The sequence below is a fragment of the Streptomyces sp. NBC_01335 genome (assembly GCF_035953295.1).
Lineage (GTDB): Bacteria > Actinomycetota > Actinomycetes > Streptomycetales > Streptomycetaceae > Streptomyces.
The window spans coordinates 892,820-911,847 of the sequence record NZ_CP108370.1; the positions used below are offsets into that span (position 1 = coordinate 892,820).

The following is a 19,028-nucleotide window of genomic DNA, read 5'->3' on the forward strand; positions in this document are numbered from 1 at the left end:
GTACCGCCGGCTTCCCCGCGTGGCCGGTTCAGGGAAGTCGGTCCCGGGACGTCGGCCCTGGAAGCCGGCCCCGGGAAGCCGGTCCCTGGAAGCCGGTCCCGGGTGCGGGTCAGCCGAGACGGTGCCGGACCGTCGATCCCTGCCTCCCCTTCACGACTTCGAGCTGGGCGGGGATCCGGCGCCGCAGGTCGGCCACGTGGCTGACGATGCCGACGCTGCGGTCCCGCTCGCGGAGCGCGTCCAGGACGTCCAGCACCTCGTCGAGGGTCTGCTCGTCCAGGCTGCCGAAACCCTCGTCGATGAAGAGGGTGTCCAGTCGCGTTCCGCCCGCCTCGTCGGTCACCACGTCGGCGAGGCCCAGCGCGAGGGCGAGGGAGGCGAAGAAGGTCTCGCCGCCGGAGAGGGTCGCGGTGTCACGTTCCCGGCCCGTCCAGGCGTCGACGACGTGCAGCCCGAGTCCGGACCGGCGGCCTCCGGTACGGGCGTCGGAGTGGACCAGGGTGTAGCGGCCGGCGGACATCCGCTGGAGCCGGACGGTGGCGGCGGCGGCCACCTGCTCCAGGCGGGCGGCGAGTACGTAGGACTCCAGCCGCATCTTGCGTTCGTTGTCGGCGGAGGTGCCGGCGGTGAGCGCGGCGAGGCGGGCGACCTGTTCGTACTCCGCGCGGAGCGGGCCCAGTACGCGTACCTCCCGGGCGGCCTCGCGGGAGAGGCGGTCCAGTTCGGTACGGCGCTCCTGGGCGGCGGAGTGCGCCGCCGATGCGTCGCGCAGCAAGGCCTCGGCGCGGTCGTACGTCTCGCGCGCCCGGTCCGGCGACGCGGCGGGGCGGGCGGCGGCCTCGCGGGCGTCCTCCTCCGCCAGCCGGTCGGCGACGGTGGCCGCCTCGGCCTGCCAGACGTCGATCCGGTTCTGCAGCTGCCGCTGCGCGGCGCGGTCGAGCAGGGTCGCGACGGCCGCCTGCGGGGTGTCGAACCCGGCGCGGAACGCCGCGTCGGCCAGGCGTCCGTCGGCCTCCTTCCGCCGTTCGGCCGCGCTCTGTTCGGTCCGTACGGCGTCGGCGGCCTCGGCCAGCAGGTCTGCGCGCCGGGCGAGCCGGTCGGCGTGGTCCGCGATGGTGCCGGGCACTTCGCGCACGCCGGAGAGTTCGGTTTCCAGGGCCGCCTGCTCCCGGTCGAGGTCCTCGCGCCGCGAGACCCTCACGGCCGCGCGCCGTTCGGCGTGGCGGCGCTGGTCCAGCCGGTCCTGGTGTTCCCGCTCGGCGGCGGCGAGGATCTCGCGCGCCCGGTGCGTACCGGCCGCCAGCCGGTGGGCCTCGCCGTGTTCGCGGGTCAGCCCGTCGACGTGGGCGCTCAGTTCGGCCGTGGAGGGGTCACCGGACGCGGCCCCCACCGCAGCACCCATGGCGTCCGCCGCGCCCCCGGCCGCCTCGGTGCGCGCGGTGGTGTGGCGCTCCTGGAGGAGTCCGAGCGCCTGGTCGGCCCGGACCCGGGCCTGTTCGGCGGCCCGGTGAGCGGTGAGGGCGGCCTCCTCGGTGGCGCGGTCGACGTGTCCGTCGCCCGCTCGCGCGGGGGCCGGGTGCTCGGCCGAGCCGCAGACCGCGCACGGCTCCCCGGCGGCGAGTTGGGCGGCCAACTCGGCGGCGATGTCGCGCAGTCGGCGCTCCCGCAGGCCGAGCCACCGCTCGTGGGCGGCGAGCGCGCTCTCCCGGGCGGCGGTCAGCTCCTCCCGGGCGCGGCCGATTTCGCGGGCGAGGGTGTCGCGGCGCCGAGCGGCGTCCAGTCGGCTCCGGGCGGAGGCGAGCCGGGCGGCGAGCTGTTCGGTCCGGGTCGCGGCCTCCTGCGCCGCCTCGACCTCGGCGAGCAGGGCCGTCCGGGTGCCCTCCCAACCGGCCAGCCAGGCGTCCGCTTCGAGGATGGTCTCGTCGTCCTGTGCCGACTCACCGTCCAGCGCGGCGCGTTCGGCGTCGATGGCGGCGCTGCGCGACTCGGCGCGACGGGCGGCGTCGAGGCCGCCCAGTTCCTGGCGGTAGCGGCGTTCCAGCTCGGCGAGCCGCCCGGCTCCGGCGTCGGCGAGTTCGGCGGGCAGCCGCGTACGGAAACGGTCGCGGGCGGCACCCGCCGCGGCGGCCTCGCGCTCGGCCGCGTCCCGCAGTTCGAGGGCGGGGACGATCAACTCCGCCTTGCGGGCCCGCGCGAGGCGTTCCTCGCAGCGGTCGCGCTCCGCGCGGCCGTCCTCCAGGGCTGACACGCGTCGCCCGGTCTCCGCGAAACGCTGCTGGAGACGGGCGAGTTCACGCTCCTCGTCCAGCGCGACCCGGGCCGCCGTCCGCCGCTCCTCCGTGGCGCCCGCCGCGATGCGGGCGATGTCCAGTCGCTCCCGGGCACCGCTGCGTGCGATCGCCGCCCACCCCAACACGCCTTCGGTGAGACCGGGTTCACCGGGCTGGGCGGTCGGCAGGGGCGTCTCGGCGGCGCGTCCTGCCGCCTGTGCCAGCCGCTGGGCGGTGGCGAGGACGCGTTCGTCACCGGCCCTGACGCGGGACTCGGCCGTGCGGCGCAGTTCGGCGAGGCGTTCCTCGACGGCGGCGAAGCGCCGTGTGTCGAAGAGCCGGCCGAGCAGTTTGCCCCGGGCTTCGGCGTCGGCCCGCAGGAACCGTGCGAAGTCGCCCTGCGGGAGCAGCACCACCTGGCAGAACTGGTCGCGGCTCATGCCGAGGAGCTGGGTGATCTCCTCACCGATCTCCTGGTGCGACTTGCTGAGGGCCTGCCAGCCCTTCTCGGGGTCGTACGCGCGCAGCCGGCTCTGGGCCTTCTCGGTGGTGTAGCCGTCGCCCTTCTTCTTGGGGCGGGTCTGGGCCGGGGAGCGGGTGATCTCCAGGCGCCGGCCGCCCGCGGTCAGCTCCAGCAGGACCTCGGTGGGGGTGGCGGGGTCGGCGTGGTCGCTGCGGAGCGAGGTGCCGGGGCTCTGGCGTGCGCCGGGGACGGCTCCGTACAGGGCGTAGCAGACCGCGTCGAGCACCGAGGTCTTGCCCGCGCCGGTGGGGCCGTGCAGCAGGAAGAGGCCGGCCGAGGAGAGTGCGTCGAAGTCGACCTCGGTGGTGGTGCCGAAGGGGCCGAAGGCGGTGAGGACGAGCCGGTGGAGCCTCATCGGGACACCTCGCGGACCCCGTCGTCCACGCGCACGTCGTCGAAGGCGGCGCGCAGCACGGTGCGTTCCGACTCGTCGGGGCCGCTGCCGCCGCGCACGTGCGCCACGAAGTCCTCCGCGATCTGGTGGTCGTCGCGCCCCTTGAGGCGCTGCGCGTACGAGGCGAGCGGGTCCTCGGGGTCGCGTTCGGGGTCGAAGACGAGGCTGAGGGTGTGCGGGAAGCGTTCGGCGAGGCGCGCCATGGGGTCGGCGGGGCGGGTGGGGTCGGTGAGGGTGGCCTCGACCCAGGAGCCCCGGTGCCGCTCCAGGGCGGGGTCCTCCAGGAGTGCGTCGAGACGGCCGCGGAGCCGGGCGAGGGGCCGGGGTACGGGGCAGTCGACGCGTTCGCCGGTGACCGTTCCGTCAGCGTCCAGGTCGATCAGCCACATGGTCTTGCGATGGTCTGCCTCGGAGAAGGAGTACGCGAGCGGGGAGCCGGAGTACCGGACCCGCTCGCTGACCCGCTGGCTGCCGTGCAGGTGGCCGAGGGCCACGTAGTCGACCCCGTCGAAGACGCCCGCGGGGACGGCGGCGACTCCGCCGACGGTGATGTCGCGCTCGCTGTCGCTGGGTTCGCCGCCCGCGACGAAGGCGTGGGCGAGCACCACGGAGCGGGTGCCCGGCGCGCGTCCGGCGAGGTCGGCGCGGACCTGGTCCATCGCGGCGGAGAGGACGGACTCGTGCGCGGCCTTCCCGGCCCCGAGGGAGTCCTTCACGAGGGCGGGTTCGAGGTAGGGGAGCCCGTAGCAGGCGACGTCCCCGTGGGCGTCGGCGAGCAGGACGGGGGTGCCGCATCCGGCGGGGTCGGTACGCAGGTGGATGCCGGCCCGGTCGATGAGTCCGGCGCCGACCCCGAGCCGGCGGGCCGAGTCGTGGTTGCCGGAGATCATGACGGTGGGCACCCCGAGGGCGGCGAGCCGGTGCAGGGCGGTGTCGAAGAGTTCGACGGCGGCGAGCGGCGGCACGGCGCGGTCGTAGACGTCGCCGGCGACGAGGACGGCGTCCACCTCGTGGTCGCGGACGGTGGCGACGAGGTGGTCGAGGTAGGCGGCCTGGGCGTCGAGCAGGGCGACGCGGTGGAAGGACCGGCCCAGGTGCCAGTCCGAGGTGTGCAGCAGTCTCAAGGCGTCGCTCCGCCCGCTGTGATCCGCATGTCCCTGGTCCTCCGCCCCCTGGCCGGCTACGGCCTCGCGCCCTGTCCGGGCCGTCCCGGTCTCCTGCTGCGTGCGCCGGCCCGCGGCTCGGGGGCTGTCAGCGAACCCGGGTGCGGCCGTGCGGACTCCACGCTAATGCCGCCGGGCCCCGGTTCCCGCATCGCCGGCAGGTGGCGATCCTCACCGGGAACCGCCGGACCTCCCACCGGAACCTCACCGGGACCTGGCCTGAACCTCGCAAGGGACAGGCAGCCCCGATGCGGCGAGCGCCCTGCGGTCATACGTCCCCGTACGCCTCGCCGCCGAGTTCGAGCGTCGCGGAGCCCGCCGTGGCGTCGGCCAGCCAGGCCCGGAATCCGGCCACGTCCGCGTCGGGCAGGCCGATCTCCAGGGTGACCGCCTCCGCGTACCGCACCTCGCGCACGGCGGTGCCGGTGGCCCGCATGTCGTTCTCCAGTTTGCCCGCCCGCTGGTGGTCGACCGTGACGGTGGCCAGCCGGTAGCGCTGCCGGGTGAGGGTGCCGAGCTCGTCCAGCGCCTCGCCGACCACTCCCCCGTACGCCCGGATCAGGCCACCGGCGCCGAGCTTGACCCCGCCGTAGTACCGGGTCACCACGGCCACGGCGTAACGGACCTCGCGGCGCATGAGCATCTGCAGCATCGGCACTCCGGCGGTCCCGCCGGGTTCGCCGTCGTCGCTGGCCTTCTGGACGGAGGCGTCGGCGCCGACCACGTAGGCGTAGCAGTTGTGGGTGGCGGTGGGGTGCTCCTTGCGGACGCGTGCGACGAAGTCCTGCGCCTCCTGTTCGGTGGCGGCGGGGGCGAGCGCGCAGAGGAACCGCGACCGGTTGATCTCGGTCTCGTGCACGCCCGCTCGGGCAACTGTCCGGTACTGCTCCTGCATGCCTCCACCCTAGGGTGCGTCTTCACTCCGCTGTCTGCCGGGCGACGCCCGGCAGGGCCACCGGCGCGGACCGGCGCCTGCGGGGAATGGCGGGGGCGCGGCCCGGGTTGTCGGTGACATGTACGCAGACGATGAGACGATCCGGCGGATTCTCCTGGACTCCGGCGACACCTGGGCCGTGGTCGGCCTCTCCACCAACACCTCACGCGCGGCCTACGGGGTCGCCGGGGTCCTCCAGCGCTTCGGCAAGCGGGTCGTCCCGGTCCATCCGAAGGCCGAGACGGTGCACGGCGAGCAGGGGTACGCCTCGCTCGCGGACATCCCGTTCCCGGTGGACGTGGTGGACGTCTTCGTCAACAGTGAGCAGGCCGGCGCCGTGGCGGACGAGGCCGTGGCGATCGGGGCGAAGGCCGTCTGGTTCCAGCTGGGCGTGATCGACGGGGCCGCGTACGCGCGGACGCGCGAGGCGGGCCTCGACATGGTCATGGACCGTTGCCCCGCGATCGAGATCCCGTCCCTGAGGTGACCCGGTTCGATCAGTTTGGCGACCGGACCGGCCGATGACGGTCGCGCCCTTCCGCGGGCCGTGGGCGGCGGCGGACAATGACCGGTCGTGGAGACGGTGTCGTACCCGGAGCGGCTGGCCGCCGAACTGATCGCCCTGGGCGTACGTCCGGGCGCCACGCTGATCGTGCACGCCTCGCTGCGCGCGCTGCGCCCGCCGGACCGCGGCGCGGCGTCCGTGGTCGCGGGGGTGCGGGGGGCGCTGGGACCGGCCGGGACGCTGGTCGTCCCCGCGTTCACGCCGGAGAACTCCGACACCTCGCGCGCCCATCTGGCCCGGGTGGCCGGTCTCACGGAGGCGGAGCGCGCTCGGGTCCGCGCGGACATGCCGGCCTTCGACCCGGCCGGCACGCCCGCGCCGACGATGGGCCGGTTCGCCGAGACAGTCCGGCTGACCCCCGGCGCACGGCGCAGCGGCCACCCGCAGACCTCCTTCGCCGCGCTCGGTCCGGACGCCGCGCACCTCACCCGGGACCACCGCGCCGACTGCCACCTCGGCGAGGGCTCACCGCTGGCCCGCCTGTACGGCGCGGGCGCGCATGCCTTGCTGCTCGGCACCGGTTTCGGCACGTTCAGCGCCTTCCACCTCGCCGAGTACCGCGTCCCCGAGCCGCCCCTTCGCCACTACCGCTGTGTGGTGGGCGGCCCCGGCGGGAGGCGGTGGTGGGAGTACGAGGACGTGGCGCTCGACGACTCGGACTTCGTGGCGCTGGGCGCGGAGTTCGCGCGGTCGGCGGGCCCGGTGACCGTCCGCACCGGCCGGGTGGGCGAGGCCGCGTGCACCCTGGTACCGGTGCGGGACGCGGTGGACTTCGCGGTGGGCCGGTTCACGGACGGGGCGTACGCGGCCGCCCGCCGCACGCGCACCGGGGACACGCCTCCGGCCCGCAACACTCCGTTCGGCACCACTCCGGCCGACGCCACTCCACCCGGTGCCGCCCGCGCCGAGGACACGGGAGCCGGGGACACGGACAGCGAGAACACGGGCAGCGGGAACACGGGGCCGCCCGAGGACACGGGTGCCCGTCCGCTCAGATGCCCAGCCCCTCCACCACCACCGCGCCCGGGAGGGCCGCGAGGGACTTTCCGGGGACGATGAGCTTGCCGCGGCGGCTGCCGCTGCCGATGAGGACCCATTCCTCGTCCACCACCGCCGGGTCGATCAGCAGCGGCCAGGCGGCCGGGAGGCCGATGGGCGTGATCCCGCCGTACTCCATGCCACTCTCGCCGACAGCGACGTCCATCGGCGCGAAGGACGCCTTGCGCGCGCCGAGGTGCTTGCGCACCGCCCCGTTGACGTCGACGCGGGTCCGGGAGAGCACGACGCAGGCGGCCAGGGTGACGTCGGTGCCGCGCTTGCCCGCGACGACCACGCAGTTGGCGGACTCGTCGAGGAGATCGGCGCCGTAGTGCTCGATGAAGACGGCGGTGTCGGCGAGGTCCGGGTCCGTGTCCACGTGCAGGATCTGCTCGGCGGCGAAGCCGCCCCAGCCTCGGGTCACCGCTGCGGCGACCGGCCCGGTGAGCAGGTCGGTGCGGTCCGCCGCGGGAGCGGCGGCGTCGTCGTCGAAGTTGCCGATGGGTGCGCGCATGGATCAACGCTAACAGCAGCCCGCGAGCGCGATGTTGCCGGTTTCAGCGGACCGGCGGGATCCAGACGGCCATGGTCAGCTCGACCGGCTCCGTGCCCTCGTTGCGGTAGGCGTGGGAGACGTGCGCCTGGAAGGTCGCGGAGGTGCCGACGGGGACGGTGTGGGGCTCGCCGCCGACGACCAGGGTCAGTTCACCGGCCGTGACGTGGAGGAGTTCGACGGTTCCCTCGGGGTGCGGGTCGGAGGCGCTGCCGTCACCCGGTTCCAGGTGCCAGGACCAGAGTTCGAACGGGCCTCCCGCCTCGGCGCCGACGAGCAGGGTGGTCGAACTGCCCGCCTCGGTCGACCAGAGGCGTACCGCCTGCTCGGGGGCGACCAGGCGGACCTGCGGGCCCTGTTCGTAGTCGAGGAGGGTGGTGATGCTGACGCCGAGAGCGTCGGCGAGCTTCACCGTGGTGCCGATGCTCGGGTTGGTCCGGGCCTGCTCGATCTGGATGATCATGCCTCGGCTGACACCGGCGCGGGCCGCGAGAGCGTCCAGGGTGAAGCCCCGCTCCCCCCGCCAGTGCTTGAGGTTCCGTGCCAGCGACTGGGTCAACTGATCGAGATCAGACACATTCAGTCCAATATCCTTGATGGCGAAGTACAAAATAATGAACTACGGTGTGGTGCACCTCAGCCCCAACCGTTCGCCGCACTGTACTGCGAGGCCTGTCTTGTCAGCACTTTTCGCCCTGGCCACCAGCCTGCTGTGGGGGCTCGCCGACTTCGGCGGCGGGCTGCTGACCCGCAGAATCCCGGCACTGACGGTGGTCGTCGTCTCCCAGGCGATCGCCGTGGTGGTGCTGGGCGTGACCGTGGTGGCGACCGGCGCGTGGAGCGAGACCGGTGACCGGCTCTGGTTCGCGGTGGCGGCGGGCACGGTGGGCCCGGTGGCGATGCTCTGCTTCTACAAGGCGCTCGCCCTCGGCCCGATGAGCGTGGTCTCCCCGCTCGGATCGCTCGGCGTCGCGGTACCGGTCTCCCTCGGCCTGCTCGCCGGTGAGCGGCCGGGTCCGGCCCAGCTGGCCGGGGTCGTCATCGCCGTGGCGGGCGTCGTCCTGGCGGGCGGTCCGGAGCTGCGCGGGGCGCCGGTGCGCCGCCGGGCGGTGCTGCTGACGCTGGTGGCCGCGTTCGGCTTCGGGGCCGTCATGTCCCTCGTCGCGGAGGCTTCGACCAGCACGAAGGGCCTGTTCCTGGCCCTCTTGGTCCAGCGCGTCACCAACGTCCTGGTCGGCGGTGCGGCGCTGTGGGTGTCGGTACGCCGTGGCGGCCGGGCCCTGCCCGATGAGGGCGGCAGGACGGTGGTCCTCGGGGCGCTGCCCGCGCTGGCCTTCGTCGGGCTCGCGGACGTCGCGGCGAACGGTACGTACGCCACGGCCGCGCGCCACGGCTCGGTGACGGTGGCGGCGGTACTGGCCTCGCTCTATCCGGTGGTGACCGCGCTGGCCGCGCGCGGGGTCCTCAAGGAACGTCTCCGGGGCATCCAGGCGGCGGGCGCGGGTCTCGCCCTGATGGGCACGGTGCTGCTGGCCTCGGGATGAATCCCGCCCGGGGCCGGTGCGCGGGCGCCTGACCGGCTTCACGCCGGATGCGCGCCGCTCTCCGAGGCGGCGAAGTCCAGCAGCTGCGCGGGCGTGACGCCTTCGGGAATCGGCACGGGCGCGGGTGTGCGCAGCGGCGGCTGCCAGCCCCGCTCCGGGTCGTAGCTCCGCACCACCCGGGCCGGAGCGCCCGCCACGACGGAGTGGTCCGGGACCTCTCCGCGTACGATCGCGCCCGCCGCCACCACGACGTTGCGGCCGAGCCGGGCGCCGGGCAGCACCACGGCTCCCGTGCCGATCCAGCAGCCGGGGCCTATCACCACCGGTTCCATGCGCGGCCACTGCCTGCCGACCGGCTGGTCCGGGTCGTCGTAGCTGTGGTTCGTGGAGGTGATGTAGACGTACGGGCCGCAGTACGTGTTCGAGCCGATGGTCACCGTGGTGTCGGCGATGACGTGACTGCCCCGGCCGAGTACGACCCCGTCGTCCAGGGTCAGTATGGGGTCGGGGCCCAGCTCCAGACCGGGCATCATCCCGGCGGTGAGCGTCACCTGTTCGGCTATGACGCAGTGGTCCCCGAGGCGGATCCACGGCTCGCCGAAGACCGTGCCCTGCGGGAACGCCAGCCGCGTCCCGGGCCCGATCCGGCCGAAGCGCAGCGGACCGGGGTGCTCGGCGGTCACCGCGCCGTGTTCCCCCACCCAGGCCCGGCCGCGGTGGACCGCGCGGGAGGCGGCGTGGCGCCACCAGCGGGAGAGGAAGGAGAACGTGTGTTTGCTCTTCGGCACCCGCTCACGGTAGCCCTCCGGTCCACCCCCCTCGGCGCTCCGCTCTGTGATGTTCACCCCAATGTTCGGCGTCGATCTTCGGCGGGTGCGACGGCGTCACCTACCGTTCCCCCCGGACATCACCGTCGGACGAAGGAGCGGACCATGGCGGAGCAACCGTTGATCACGGGCGTGGGCGGCAAGGAGCCGTCGGTCGACGCGGACGCCTTCGTGGCGCCGACCGCCGTCGTGATCGGCGAGGTCACCCTCGCACCGGGTTCGAGCGTCTGGTACCAGGCGGTGCTGCGGGCGGACTGCGGCCCGATCTCCGTGGGAGCGGACAGCAACATCCAGGACAACTGCAGCGTCCACACCGACCCGGGCTTCCCGCTCACGGTCGGGGACCGGGTTTCCGTGGGCCACAACGCCGTACTGCACGGTTGTGTGATCGAGGACGACGTGCTGATCGGCATGGGCGCGACCGTGCTCAACGGCGCCCACATCGGGGCCGGATCACTGGTCGCCGCGCAGGCCCTCGTCCCCCAGGGCATGCGGGTGCCGCCGGGCTCCCTCGTGGCGGGCGTACCCGCACGGGTCAAGCGGCCGGTCACCGCGGAGGAGTTGGAGGGGATCTCGTTCAACGCGGTCGGTTACGTGGAGCTGGCCAAGGCCCACCGCGAGGCCCACGCGGGCTGAGCCAAGGCAGGTCGCGGGGCCCACGCGGGGTGAGCCGGCGCCGCTGAACCAGGGCGGGACGCCCCGGCCCTCAGTCCGCCGCGGCGACCGGGGCCGGGGTTTCGTCGGACCGGGCGGCCGCCTTCTTCGCACGGTTCTTCAGCACCAGCATCGACGTCAGGCCGATGAGCACCGCGACCAGGAGCCCGAGCCAGGAGAAGCGCTTCAGCCAGGCCTCGGCCACCACGCCCACCGTGTAGATGACGGCGGTGGTGCCGCCCGCCCAGACGATCCCGCCGAGCACGTTGGCGATGAGGAACTTCCAGTACGGCATGTGCAGCACACCGGCGAGCGGTCCCGCGAAGATGCGCAGCAGGGCCACGAAGCGGCCGAAGAACACCGCCCACATGCCCCACTTCTCGAACGAGCGCTCCGCCATGCCCACTTGGGCGGCACCGAAGTGCTTGGGGAATTTCGCCTCCAGCCGGGCCAGCAGCGGGCGACCGCCCTTCCTGCCGATCGCGTAGCCGATCGAGTCGCCGACGACCGCCCCCGCGGTGGCGCAGGCGCCCAGGACGTACGGGTTGATGTCGCCGTGCTGGGACGAGAGGAGAGCCGCGCTGACGAGGACGATCTCGCCGGGCAGCGGGATGCCGAGGCTCTCCACGCCGATGACGCCCGCCACCAGAAGGTAGATGCTGAGCGCGGGGATGGTTTCGAGCCACTCCTGGACGTGCAACGCCGTTCCTCCCGTGCGGGTGTTCCCCCTGCCGGCCGCCCGTGCGGCGGCGAGGCACAGTGCACCAGCCTACCGGGCGCGGCCTCCTCCAAATCGGCCGCTCCCGGCGGCGGAGCTCCCGCGCGCGGGAGCACGGACGGCGGGGCCGCGCGGACGGCGGGCCGGATCAGCCGTGCGGACGGAGCGTCCAGATCACCGTCATCTCACCGGTCACGGCTCCGTCGGCGCGGGTGATCTCGATCGTGACGGGGAACTCGGGCCGCTCGCCCTCGTCCAGCTCGGCCACCACCTCGGCGGCGGGACGGCCCAGGGTGGCGGTCGCGGTGACCTCGCCCATGGCCAGCTTGCGGTAGCCGATCTCGGCCCGGACGGCGAGCGGCACGGCGCGGTCGAGCTGGTCGCCGAAGGCCGCCATCACGATCGCGCCGCTGGCGGACTCGGCGAGCGTGAACATCGCTCCGGCGTGCGGTCCGCCGAGGTGGTTGTGGTAGTCGGCCTGGTCGGGCAGGCGCAGCACCGCGCGCTCCGCCCCGGTCTCCAGGAATTCGAGGTCGAGGGTGCGGACCATCGGCACCGTCGCGGCGAGCATGTCACCGAGGTTCTTCTCTTCTGCAGCGCTCATGGCCAGGATGTTACTCGCGGGTAGATGTGCTTGGCCATCCCCGTGCGGGGGCGGCCATGGCCGCCGACTCCGCGTCCCTCTATGGTTACTGGCCATGTGGCCAGGACAGCAGCCGCCCGGGGGCGAGCAGAACCCGCAGGACCCGAACCAGAATCCGTACCAGCAGCCGGGGTACCAGCAGCCGAATCCGTATCAGCAGCCGGGCTACCCGCAGGGTCAGCCGGGGCAACAGGGACAGCCGGGACAGCCGCAGGGGCAGCAGCCCGGCTACGGCTACCCGCAGGGGCAGCAGCCCGGTTACGGCTATCCGCAGGGCGGGCCGAACGCCGTGCAGCCGCCGCCGAACCCGTACCAGCAGCCGACCGTCCCGGCGTACGCCGTGCAGGCGCCTCCCGGCGGACCGCAGCGGCCGGACGACAAGCGGAAGACCGCGGTGGTCGCCGTGGTCGCGGCGACCGCGGTCGTGGTCACGGCGGTCGTCACCGGCGTCGTGGTGATGAAGAAGGACGACAAGCCCGGCGGCAAGGACGTCGCCGACGGCAAGGCTTCGTCGTCCGTCTCGGCGAAACCTTCCGCCAAGACCTCCCCGCCCGCCAATCCGCGGAGCGGCGACGACGACCCGAAGCCGACGGTGCCCGGGTGGAAGGTGGTCACCAACCCCAAGTGGGGGACGCGGTTCGAGGTACCGGGCGACTGGGAGGTGTCGTCCGCCGGCATGAGCGCCGGGTTCGAGGACGCCAAGAACCCGACGGGTACACCCGCCGCCATCTTCACCGCGCCCGCGTACCTCAAGAGCAAGTGGTGCGTGGACGACTCCGACAAGGACGGGCACGAGGAGGAGACCAGCCTCGCCGGCGTCGGCAGCAAGGGCGCGCAGGGCGCCAAGTCGACCGACGAGGCGGCGACGAAGACCGCGGAACAGTGGGTCTGGGCGGGCTACGCGCAGACGGACCCCGTGAACAAGATCAAGGTCGGCGCCCCGGAGCCGTACACCACCACGTCCGGCCTGACCGGGAGCGTCGCCAGGGCCACCGCGCTCGGCCTGGCGAACAAGCACAAGTGCGACACGGACGGGAAGTCGGTCGTCTTCAGCTTCAAGAACAGCGACGGGGCGTACGCGAGCTGGGTCCTCTTCGGCGCCACCGGCGTGGACGACGAGCTGCCCGACACCACCATCGACAAGATCCTGAGCACGGTCCGGCTGGTGGACGTCAGCTCCTGATCCACCGCCCGCACCCCCGTTCCGACGCGCCTCCGGCGCCCCCGGTTCCGCCGCCCGGCTCTCCGCGAGCGGGGCGGCGGAACCGGAGGAAAGCCGGACCTCGTGCACTCCCGGGGACATATCCATTTGGCAAGGCGGGGCACCGGCGTGTTTAGTCCCTGGGTGACGTCCCCCGTTCCTTCCCCCGCGAAGCGGCGCCGCCCCGAGTGGGCCGGCCGCAATTACACCCTGCTGACCAGCGCCGCCATCATCACGGGCGTGGGCAGCAGCAGTGCCCTCATCGCCACCTCGTTCGCGGTGCTCCAGCAAGGCGGGGACGGCGGGGACATCGGACTCGTGGCCGCCGCCCGCACCCTGCCGCTGGTGGTCTTCATCCTGATCGGCGGGGCCGTCGCGGACCGGATGCCGCGCCACCGGGTGATGGTCGCGGCCAACGCGCTCAACTGCGTCTCCCAGGCCGCCTTCGCCCTGCTGGTGCTGACCGGCACCGCCGAGCTCTGGCAGATGATGGTGCTCACCGCGCTCTGCGGCACCGGACAGGCCTTCTTCAACCCGGCCGCCGAGGGCATGCTGATGTCCTCGGTCACTCCGGAGCAGTCCGCCCGCGCCTTCTCCTTCTTCCGCATGTCGACCCAGGGAGCCGGCATCGGCGGGGCCGCCCTCGGCGGGGTCATGGCCTCCGCGATGAACCCCGGGTGGGTGCTGGCCGTGGACGCGGCGGGCTTCGCGGTCGCCGGTGCGCTCCGCGCTTTCCTGGACGTGAGCCACATCCCCGCCCGCGAGCCGGGCGGTGGCCTCCTCTCCGACATGCGCGAGGGGTGGCAGGAGTTCATCGGCCGCCCCTGGCTCTGGTCGATCGTGGCGCAGTTCTCGGTGGTGGTGGCGGTCGTCGGCGCCGCCGAGTCGGTCTACGGCCCACTGGTCGCCCGCGACGAGTTCGGCGGTCCGGGCCCCTGGGGCACCGCCCTCGCCACCTTCGGTGTGGGCACGCTCGGCGGGGCGCTGCTGATGTCCCGGTGGAAGCCCCGGCGGCTGCTGCTCGCGGGCACGCTCGGCGTCTTCCCGCTGGCCCTCCCCTCGGCGGCGCTCGCCGTGCCACTGCCGGTGGCGGGGCTCTGCGTCGTGATGTTCGTGAGCGGCGTCGCCATCGAGGTGTTCGGGGTGTCCTGGATGACGACGATGCACCAGGAGATTCCGGAGGAGAAGCTGTCGCGGGTCTCCGCCTACGACTGGTTCGGCTCCGTGGCGATGCTGCCGCTCGCCACGGCGGTGGCCGGTCCGGTCGAGGGGCTCGTCGGGCGCGGTACGGCGCTCTGGGGGTGCGCCGCGCTGGTGGTGCTCATGACCGCGCTGGTCCTGCTCGTACCGGACGTACGGAACATGACCCGGCGCGAGCACACCGGGCCCGTCACGGCGAGCGGCCCCGGATCCGAGGACTCCCTGTCGGTGCCGGCCGCCGGTGCCGCCGTCCCCCTGATGGCCGGTACCTCAGCCGATGCTGAAGGCGCCTTCGGGCGGCTCGGGTGAGGCGACCGCGTCGGCGTCACCGACCGGTTCCGCCCGGCCGATCAGGCGGGTGAGCGCCGGCCCGTGTTCGACCCGGGCGGGAAACGCGTCGCCCGCGCAGCGCCGGGTGAGCGCGGCGGTGTCCAGCGGTGCGTGCGCGGCCAGCAGTACGACGTTCCCGAAGCGCCGGCCGCGCAGCACGGCGGGTTCGGCGACGACCGCGAGCTCGGGGAAGACGTCGGCGAAGCCGGCGAGCTGGGAGCGGAGGAAGCCGAAGGGTGCGCTGTCGGCGAGGTTGGCGGCGTAGATCCCGTCGGCGCGCAGCACCCGGGCGGCGGCCCGCGCGTACTCGACGGAGGTGAGGTGGGCCGGAACACGCGACCCGCCGAAGACGTCCGCGATCAGTACGTCGACCGAGCCCGGCGCGGTCCGCTCCAGCAGCTCCCGGGCGTCCTCGGCGTGCACGGTGATCCCGCTGTCGTCCGGCAGCGGCAGCAGCTCCGCCACCAGTTCCAGCAGTCCCCGGTCGGCCTCGGCGACCCGCTGGCGGGAGCCGGGCCGGGTGGCGGCGGTGTAGCGCGGCAGGGTCAGCGCCCCACCGCCCAGGTGCAGGACGTCGAGCGGTTCGCCCGGGGCGGCGGCGGTGTCCAGCACGTGCGCGAGCCGCTGGACGTACTCGAACTCCAGGTACGCGGGGTCGTCCAGGTCCACGTAGGACTGCGGGGCCCCGTCGACCGTGAGCAGCCACGCGTGGTCCCGGTCCACGTCGGGCAGCAGGCGGGCGGTGCCGCAGTCGACATCGCGGATGACGGGTATCGGCTCGTTCACTCCCCCATTGTGAGGCGTCCGAGGGGGTGCGGCGTCCGGCGGGATGCGGCGTACGGCGAGGCGCGGAGGGACGGGGAGTCCGGCGGGCCCGCCTCCCCCGGGTGGGGAAGGCGGGCCCCGGCCGTCGCGGCCGCAGCGGCCTTCGCGCCGTCACGGCCGCAGCGGCTCAGAGCAGCGCGGTGACGGTACCGGCGCCGACCGTGCGACCGCCCTCACGGATCGCGAAGCCGAGTCCGGCCTCCAGCGGGACGTCCCGGCCGAGCTCGACGGTCATGGTGACCGTCTCCCCCGGGCGGGCGGCCCCGGCCGTCCCCAGGTCCACGTCACCGACCACGTCCGCGGTGCGGATGTAGAACTGCGGCCGGTAGCCGGTGGCGACCGGGGTGGTGCGGCCGCCCTCGCGGGCGGACAGCACGTAGACCTGAGCGGTGAAACGGCGCGTCGGGGGTGGTGCTGCCCGGCGCCGCCACGACATGGCCCCGCCGGACCCGGTCGCGCTCCACTCCGCGTAGCAGCAGGGCGACGTTGTCCCCGGCCTGCGCGGACTCCATCGGCTTGCCGAAGGTCTCCAGACCGGTGACCACCGTCTCGGTGTCCGCGCCGAGCACGTGGACCCGGTCGCCGATGCGTACGGTGCCGCGCTCGACCGCACCGGTGACGACGGTGCCGCGCCCGGTGATGGTGAGCACGTTCTCCACCGGGAGCAGGAAGGGCGCGTCGGTGTAGCGCACCGGCATCGGGACGTACGTGTCCACCGCGTCGAGCAGCCCCTCGATCGCCGCCGTCCAGCGCGGGTCGCCCTCCAGCGCCCCGAGCCCGGAGACCTGGACGACGGGGACCGAGTCGCCCCCGTACCCGTGGGCGGAGAGCAGGTCGCGCACCTCCAGCTCGACCAGTTCGGCGAGCTCGGGGTCGGCGGCGTCCGCCTTGTTCAGGGCGACGACGATGTGGTCGACGCCGACCTGGCGGGCCAGCAGCACGTGCTCGGCGGTCTGCGGCATGACGCCGTCGAGCGCGGAGACGACGAGGATCGCCCCGTCGAGCTGAGCCGCTCCGGTCACCATGTTCTTGATGTAGTCGGCGTGACCCGGCATGTCGACGTGGGCGTAGTGCCGGGTGTCGGTCTCGTACTCGACGTGCGCGAGGTTGATGGTGATGCCGCGCCGGCTCTCCTCGGGGGCGCGGTCGATCCGGTCGAACGCGACGTACGGGGTGGAGGCGCCCGGCCGCGCGCTCAGCACCTTGGTGATGGCGGCGGTGAGCGTCGTCTTTCCGTGGTCGACGTGGCCCATGGTTCCGATGTTGAGGTGGGGCTTGGTGCGCACGAATGCCGTCTTGGGCATGGCTCGTTCCTTGGTTTCGAAGCCGTGAGAGGGGACCCCTGAGCCCGTCCGACCCTCCCCTCGCGGGGTCCGCCGGACAGTCGGAGGAGGGTCAGCTTCGGGCGCCGCCGAGCAGCGCCGATGCGGCGGAGGTGGCCGCCGCCAGAGGTGCCGCTGCGAGGTTCGCGGTCGCGGAGAACGCGGCGGCGGGGGATGCCACGGCGGTGTTCGCGGCAGCCTTCGGCGCGTCCGCGACTGCGGACGGCGCTGCGGGGAAGGCGTACCGGGACATGTCTGGATGATGTCTTGTCACAGCGGTGCGCGTCGACCGGTTTTCCGGACGGGAGGACGCGGCGCGAACCCGGCCCCGGGCACGGTCGTGGGCGTGCCGGCGCGTTCGCTCGCCGGTGGCGGGCGCGGTGTGCGCGCGACGGACGCGGACCCGTCCTTGCTGTCGGACCGTCAGATCATCGCGCGTACATTACGGCGATCACATGCCTCTTTCCGTTACTCTCCCCAGATGTTCGAACCCGTCCCCGCAGCCCGTCCCCGCAACGGTCCGGCCCTGCGCTGTTCGAAGGCGCTGCTGTCCCCCTGGTCCCGGCTCTCCCTGCTCGTGGTGGTGCTGGCCGCCGCCGCGTCGAGCATGCTGCTGTTCGATCCACAGCGGATGCTCTCCTCCGGCTGGCCGTCCCAGCTGACGGGCGGCACGGCGGTCCTGCTGTTCGGGCTGGCGTACGGCGTCTGCACCGTGGCCTTCGCGCCCCGCCCCCTCCTCAACCTGGCGGCAGGAGCGCTCTTCGGCACCCAGGCAGGTCTGGCCGCGGCCCTCGCGGGCACGGTGCTCGGGGCCGGTACCTCCTTCCTGCTCGGCCGGGTGCTGGGACAGGACGCGCTGCGCACCCTGGTGCGCGGGCGCTGGCTGAAGGCCGCGGACGGTCTGCTGAGCCGGCACGGTTTCCGTTCCATGCTGGCGCTCCGGCTCTTCCCGGGCGTTCCGTTCGCCGCCGCCAACTACTGCGCGGCCACCTCCCGCATGCGGTACGCCCCGTTCCTGCTGGCGACCGGGCTCGGCTCCATCCCCAACACGGCCGCCTACGTCGTCGCGGGCAGCGAGGCAGCCTCGCCGACATCACCCGCCTTCCTCGTCGCGACGGGCTTCATCGTGCTGTCGGCCGTCGGAGGCGCGCTGGTCGCCTGGCGCAAACGCCATCGGTTCGGCAAGGCCGCCTGAGCCCGCGGGTCCGCTCCGGCGGCGGGGGCACGGGAGGGGCGCGCCGGGACGTGGGGCAGGCTCCGGGGCGGGGGCAGGAGTCAAGGCGTTCACCCACAGGCGATACCCTGCGCCCGACGACAAAAGATCTCCGAGGCTTTCGCCTTGTCCTTTTCTGACCGTATTCGCACGCTGCCGACGTCCTCATGTCGTGCGGCCGTAGCCTGATCACCTCCGGGATGGCCTAAGCCCCATGAGCTGGTTCGAATCATTCGTCCTGGGCCTCGTTCAGGGACTGACCGAGTTCCTGCCGATCTCCTCCAGCGCCCATCTGCGGCTGACCGCCGCTTTCGCGGGCTGGCACGACCCTGGTGCGGCGTTCACCGCCATCACCCAGATCGGCACGGAAGCGGCGGTGATCATCTACTTCCGCAAGGACATCGTCCGCATCATCTCGTCCTGGTTCCAGTCGCTCTTCAAGCGCGAGATGCGCGGCAACCACGACGCCCAGATGGGCTGGCTGGTCATCGTCGGCTCGATCCCGATCGGCGTCCTCGGGGTCGCCTTCAAGGACCAGATCGAGGGCCCCTTCCGCGACCTCCGTCTGATCGCGACGACCCTGATCGTCATGGGCATCGTCCTCGGCATCGCGGACCGGCTCGCGGCCCGCGACGAGGCCGGCGGCAAGCACCGCGCGGCCAAGGAGCGCAAGTCGCTCCAGGACCTGGGCGTGCGGGACGGCCTGATCTACGGGCTCTGCCAGGCGATGGCGCTGATCCCGGGCGTCTCGCGCTCGGGCGCCACCATCAGCGGTGGCCTGCTGATGGGCTACACCCGCGAGGCCGCGGCCCGCTACTCCTTCCTGCTGGCCATCCCCGCCGTCCTGGCTTCCGGCGTCTTCGAGCTCAAGGACGCGAGCGAGGGGCACGTCTCCTGGGGCCCGACGATCTTCGCGACCCTGGTCGCCTTCGTGGTCGGTTACGTGGTCATCGCCTGGTTCATGAAGTTCATCTCGTCCAAGAGCTTCATGCCCTTCGTCTACTACCGCGTGGCCCTCGGTATCGTCCTCTTCGTGCTGGTCACGGCGGGTGTGCTGAGCCCCCACGCGGGCGAGTCGGCGGGCTGACCGGTCCGTGTCGCCCGAATGCCC

Annotated in this window: 18 protein-coding genes and 1 pseudogene; 8 read left to right on the forward strand and 11 right to left on the reverse strand. The window is 73.4% G+C overall.

What is annotated here, in order from left to right; genetic code table 11:
• Nucleotides 1–109: 109 nt before the first annotated feature.
• The 3 genes from OG599_RS03535 to OG599_RS03545 form a co-directional block, all read right to left on the reverse strand.
• The gene (locus OG599_RS03535) at nt 110–3,148 is read right to left on the reverse strand and encodes an SMC family ATPase (RefSeq protein ID WP_327174458.1); all 3,039 of its coding nucleotides are present in this window, start codon (nt 3,146–3,148) and stop codon (nt 110–112) included.
• Entirely contained in the window at nt 3,145–4,311 is a 1,167-nt protein-coding gene (locus tag OG599_RS03540) for an exonuclease SbcCD subunit D (RefSeq protein WP_327174459.1), read from the reverse strand. The genes OG599_RS03535 and OG599_RS03540 overlap by 4 nt, the downstream gene beginning before the upstream one ends.
• 307 nt (nt 4,312–4,618) lie before the next feature.
• A complete protein-coding gene (locus tag OG599_RS03545) occupies nt 4,619–5,245 on the reverse strand; it encodes a YigZ family protein (RefSeq protein ID WP_327174460.1) in 627 nt (208 codons plus the stop codon).
• 118 nt (nt 5,246–5,363) lie between these two features.
• Here OG599_RS03545 and OG599_RS03550 point away from each other — a divergent pair, with 118 nt between their 5' ends.
• Together OG599_RS03550 and OG599_RS03555 are read left to right on the forward strand one after the other, a co-directional pair.
• Nucleotides 5,364–5,771: a CoA-binding protein gene (locus OG599_RS03550; protein WP_327174461.1), complete on the forward strand. Its 408-nt coding sequence runs from the start codon at nt 5,364–5,366 to the stop codon at nt 5,769–5,771.
• 87 nt (nt 5,772–5,858) lie between these two features.
• Nucleotides 5,859–6,908 carry an aminoglycoside N(3)-acetyltransferase gene (locus tag OG599_RS03555; protein ID WP_327174462.1) on the forward strand — a complete coding sequence of 350 codons (1,050 nt, stop codon included), beginning with the start codon at nt 5,859–5,861 and terminating at the stop codon, nt 6,906–6,908.
• On the opposite strand, the gene OG599_RS03560 is transcribed toward OG599_RS03555, so the two are convergent.
• Nucleotides 6,841–7,401 carry a YbaK/EbsC family protein gene (locus OG599_RS03560; RefSeq protein ID WP_327174463.1) on the reverse strand — a complete coding sequence of 187 codons (561 nt, stop codon included), beginning with the start codon at nt 7,399–7,401 and terminating at the stop codon, nt 6,841–6,843. The genes OG599_RS03555 and OG599_RS03560 overlap by 68 nt on opposite strands.
• Nucleotides 7,402–7,444: 43 nt before the next feature.
• A complete protein-coding gene (locus tag OG599_RS03565) occupies nt 7,445–8,017 on the reverse strand; it encodes a helix-turn-helix domain-containing protein (protein ID WP_327174464.1) in 573 nt (190 codons plus the stop codon).
• Between the two features lie 100 nt (nt 8,018–8,117).
• Here OG599_RS03565 and OG599_RS03570 point away from each other — a divergent pair, with 100 nt between their 5' ends.
• A complete protein-coding gene (locus OG599_RS03570) occupies nt 8,118–8,984 on the forward strand; it encodes a DMT family transporter (protein ID WP_327174465.1) in 867 nt (288 codons plus the stop codon).
• Between the two features lie 38 nt (nt 8,985–9,022).
• Here OG599_RS03570 and OG599_RS03575 read toward each other — a convergent pair whose 3' ends face one another.
• A complete protein-coding gene (locus OG599_RS03575; protein ID WP_327174466.1) occupies nt 9,023–9,772 on the reverse strand; it encodes an acyltransferase in 750 nt (249 codons plus the stop codon).
• A 144-nt stretch (nt 9,773–9,916) separates the two neighbouring features.
• On the opposite strand from OG599_RS03575, the gene OG599_RS03580 reads away from it, so the two are divergent.
• Complete coding sequence (locus OG599_RS03580; protein ID WP_327174467.1) at nt 9,917–10,447, forward strand: gamma carbonic anhydrase family protein; 531 nt, start codon at nt 9,917–9,919, stop codon at nt 10,445–10,447.
• A gap of 70 nt (nt 10,448–10,517) precedes the next feature.
• On the opposite strand, the gene OG599_RS03585 is transcribed toward OG599_RS03580, so the two are convergent.
• Entirely contained in the window at nt 10,518–11,165 is a 648-nt protein-coding gene (locus OG599_RS03585) for a DedA family protein (protein ID WP_327174468.1), read from the reverse strand.
• 166 nt (nt 11,166–11,331) lie between these two features.
• Nucleotides 11,332–11,787 carry a DUF4442 domain-containing protein gene (locus OG599_RS03590; RefSeq protein ID WP_327174469.1) on the reverse strand — a complete coding sequence of 152 codons (456 nt, stop codon included), beginning with the start codon at nt 11,785–11,787 and terminating at the stop codon, nt 11,332–11,334.
• Nucleotides 11,788–11,881: 94 nt separating this feature from the next.
• Here OG599_RS03590 and OG599_RS03595 point away from each other — a divergent pair, with 94 nt between their 5' ends.
• Entirely contained in the window at nt 11,882–13,009 is a 1,128-nt protein-coding gene (locus tag OG599_RS03595) for a hypothetical protein (protein WP_327174470.1), read from the forward strand.
• Between the two features lie 162 nt (nt 13,010–13,171).
• A complete protein-coding gene (locus OG599_RS03600; protein ID WP_327174471.1) occupies nt 13,172–14,536 on the forward strand; it encodes an MFS transporter in 1,365 nt (454 codons plus the stop codon).
• Here the strand turns inward: OG599_RS03600 and OG599_RS03605 are convergent.
• From OG599_RS03605 to OG599_RS03615, 3 genes and pseudogenes are all read right to left on the reverse strand, one after another.
• Nucleotides 14,498–15,343 (reverse strand): spermidine synthase, encoded by an 846-nt coding sequence (locus OG599_RS03605; RefSeq protein ID WP_327174472.1) that lies wholly within the window; start codon nt 15,341–15,343, stop codon nt 14,498–14,500. The genes OG599_RS03600 and OG599_RS03605 overlap by 39 nt on opposite strands.
• A gap of 166 nt (nt 15,344–15,509) precedes the next feature.
• Nucleotides 15,510–16,686, reverse strand: a pseudogene (gene tuf / locus OG599_RS03610) (elongation factor Tu).
• Nucleotides 16,687–16,777: 91 nt separating this feature from the next.
• Nucleotides 16,778–16,957, reverse strand: coding sequence for a hypothetical protein (locus tag OG599_RS03615; protein WP_327174473.1), 180 nt, complete (start codon nt 16,955–16,957; stop codon nt 16,778–16,780).
• A gap of 228 nt (nt 16,958–17,185) precedes the next feature.
• Between OG599_RS03615 and OG599_RS03620 the strand changes: the two genes are divergently transcribed.
• Together OG599_RS03620 and OG599_RS03625 are read left to right on the forward strand one after the other, a co-directional pair.
• Nucleotides 17,186–17,899, forward strand: coding sequence for a TVP38/TMEM64 family protein (locus OG599_RS03620; RefSeq protein WP_327174474.1), 714 nt, complete (start codon nt 17,186–17,188; stop codon nt 17,897–17,899).
• 232 nt (nt 17,900–18,131) lie between these two features.
• Nucleotides 18,132–19,004, forward strand: coding sequence for an undecaprenyl-diphosphate phosphatase (locus tag OG599_RS03625; protein ID WP_327174475.1), 873 nt, complete (start codon nt 18,132–18,134; stop codon nt 19,002–19,004).
• Nucleotides 19,005–19,028 lie beyond the last annotated feature (24 nt).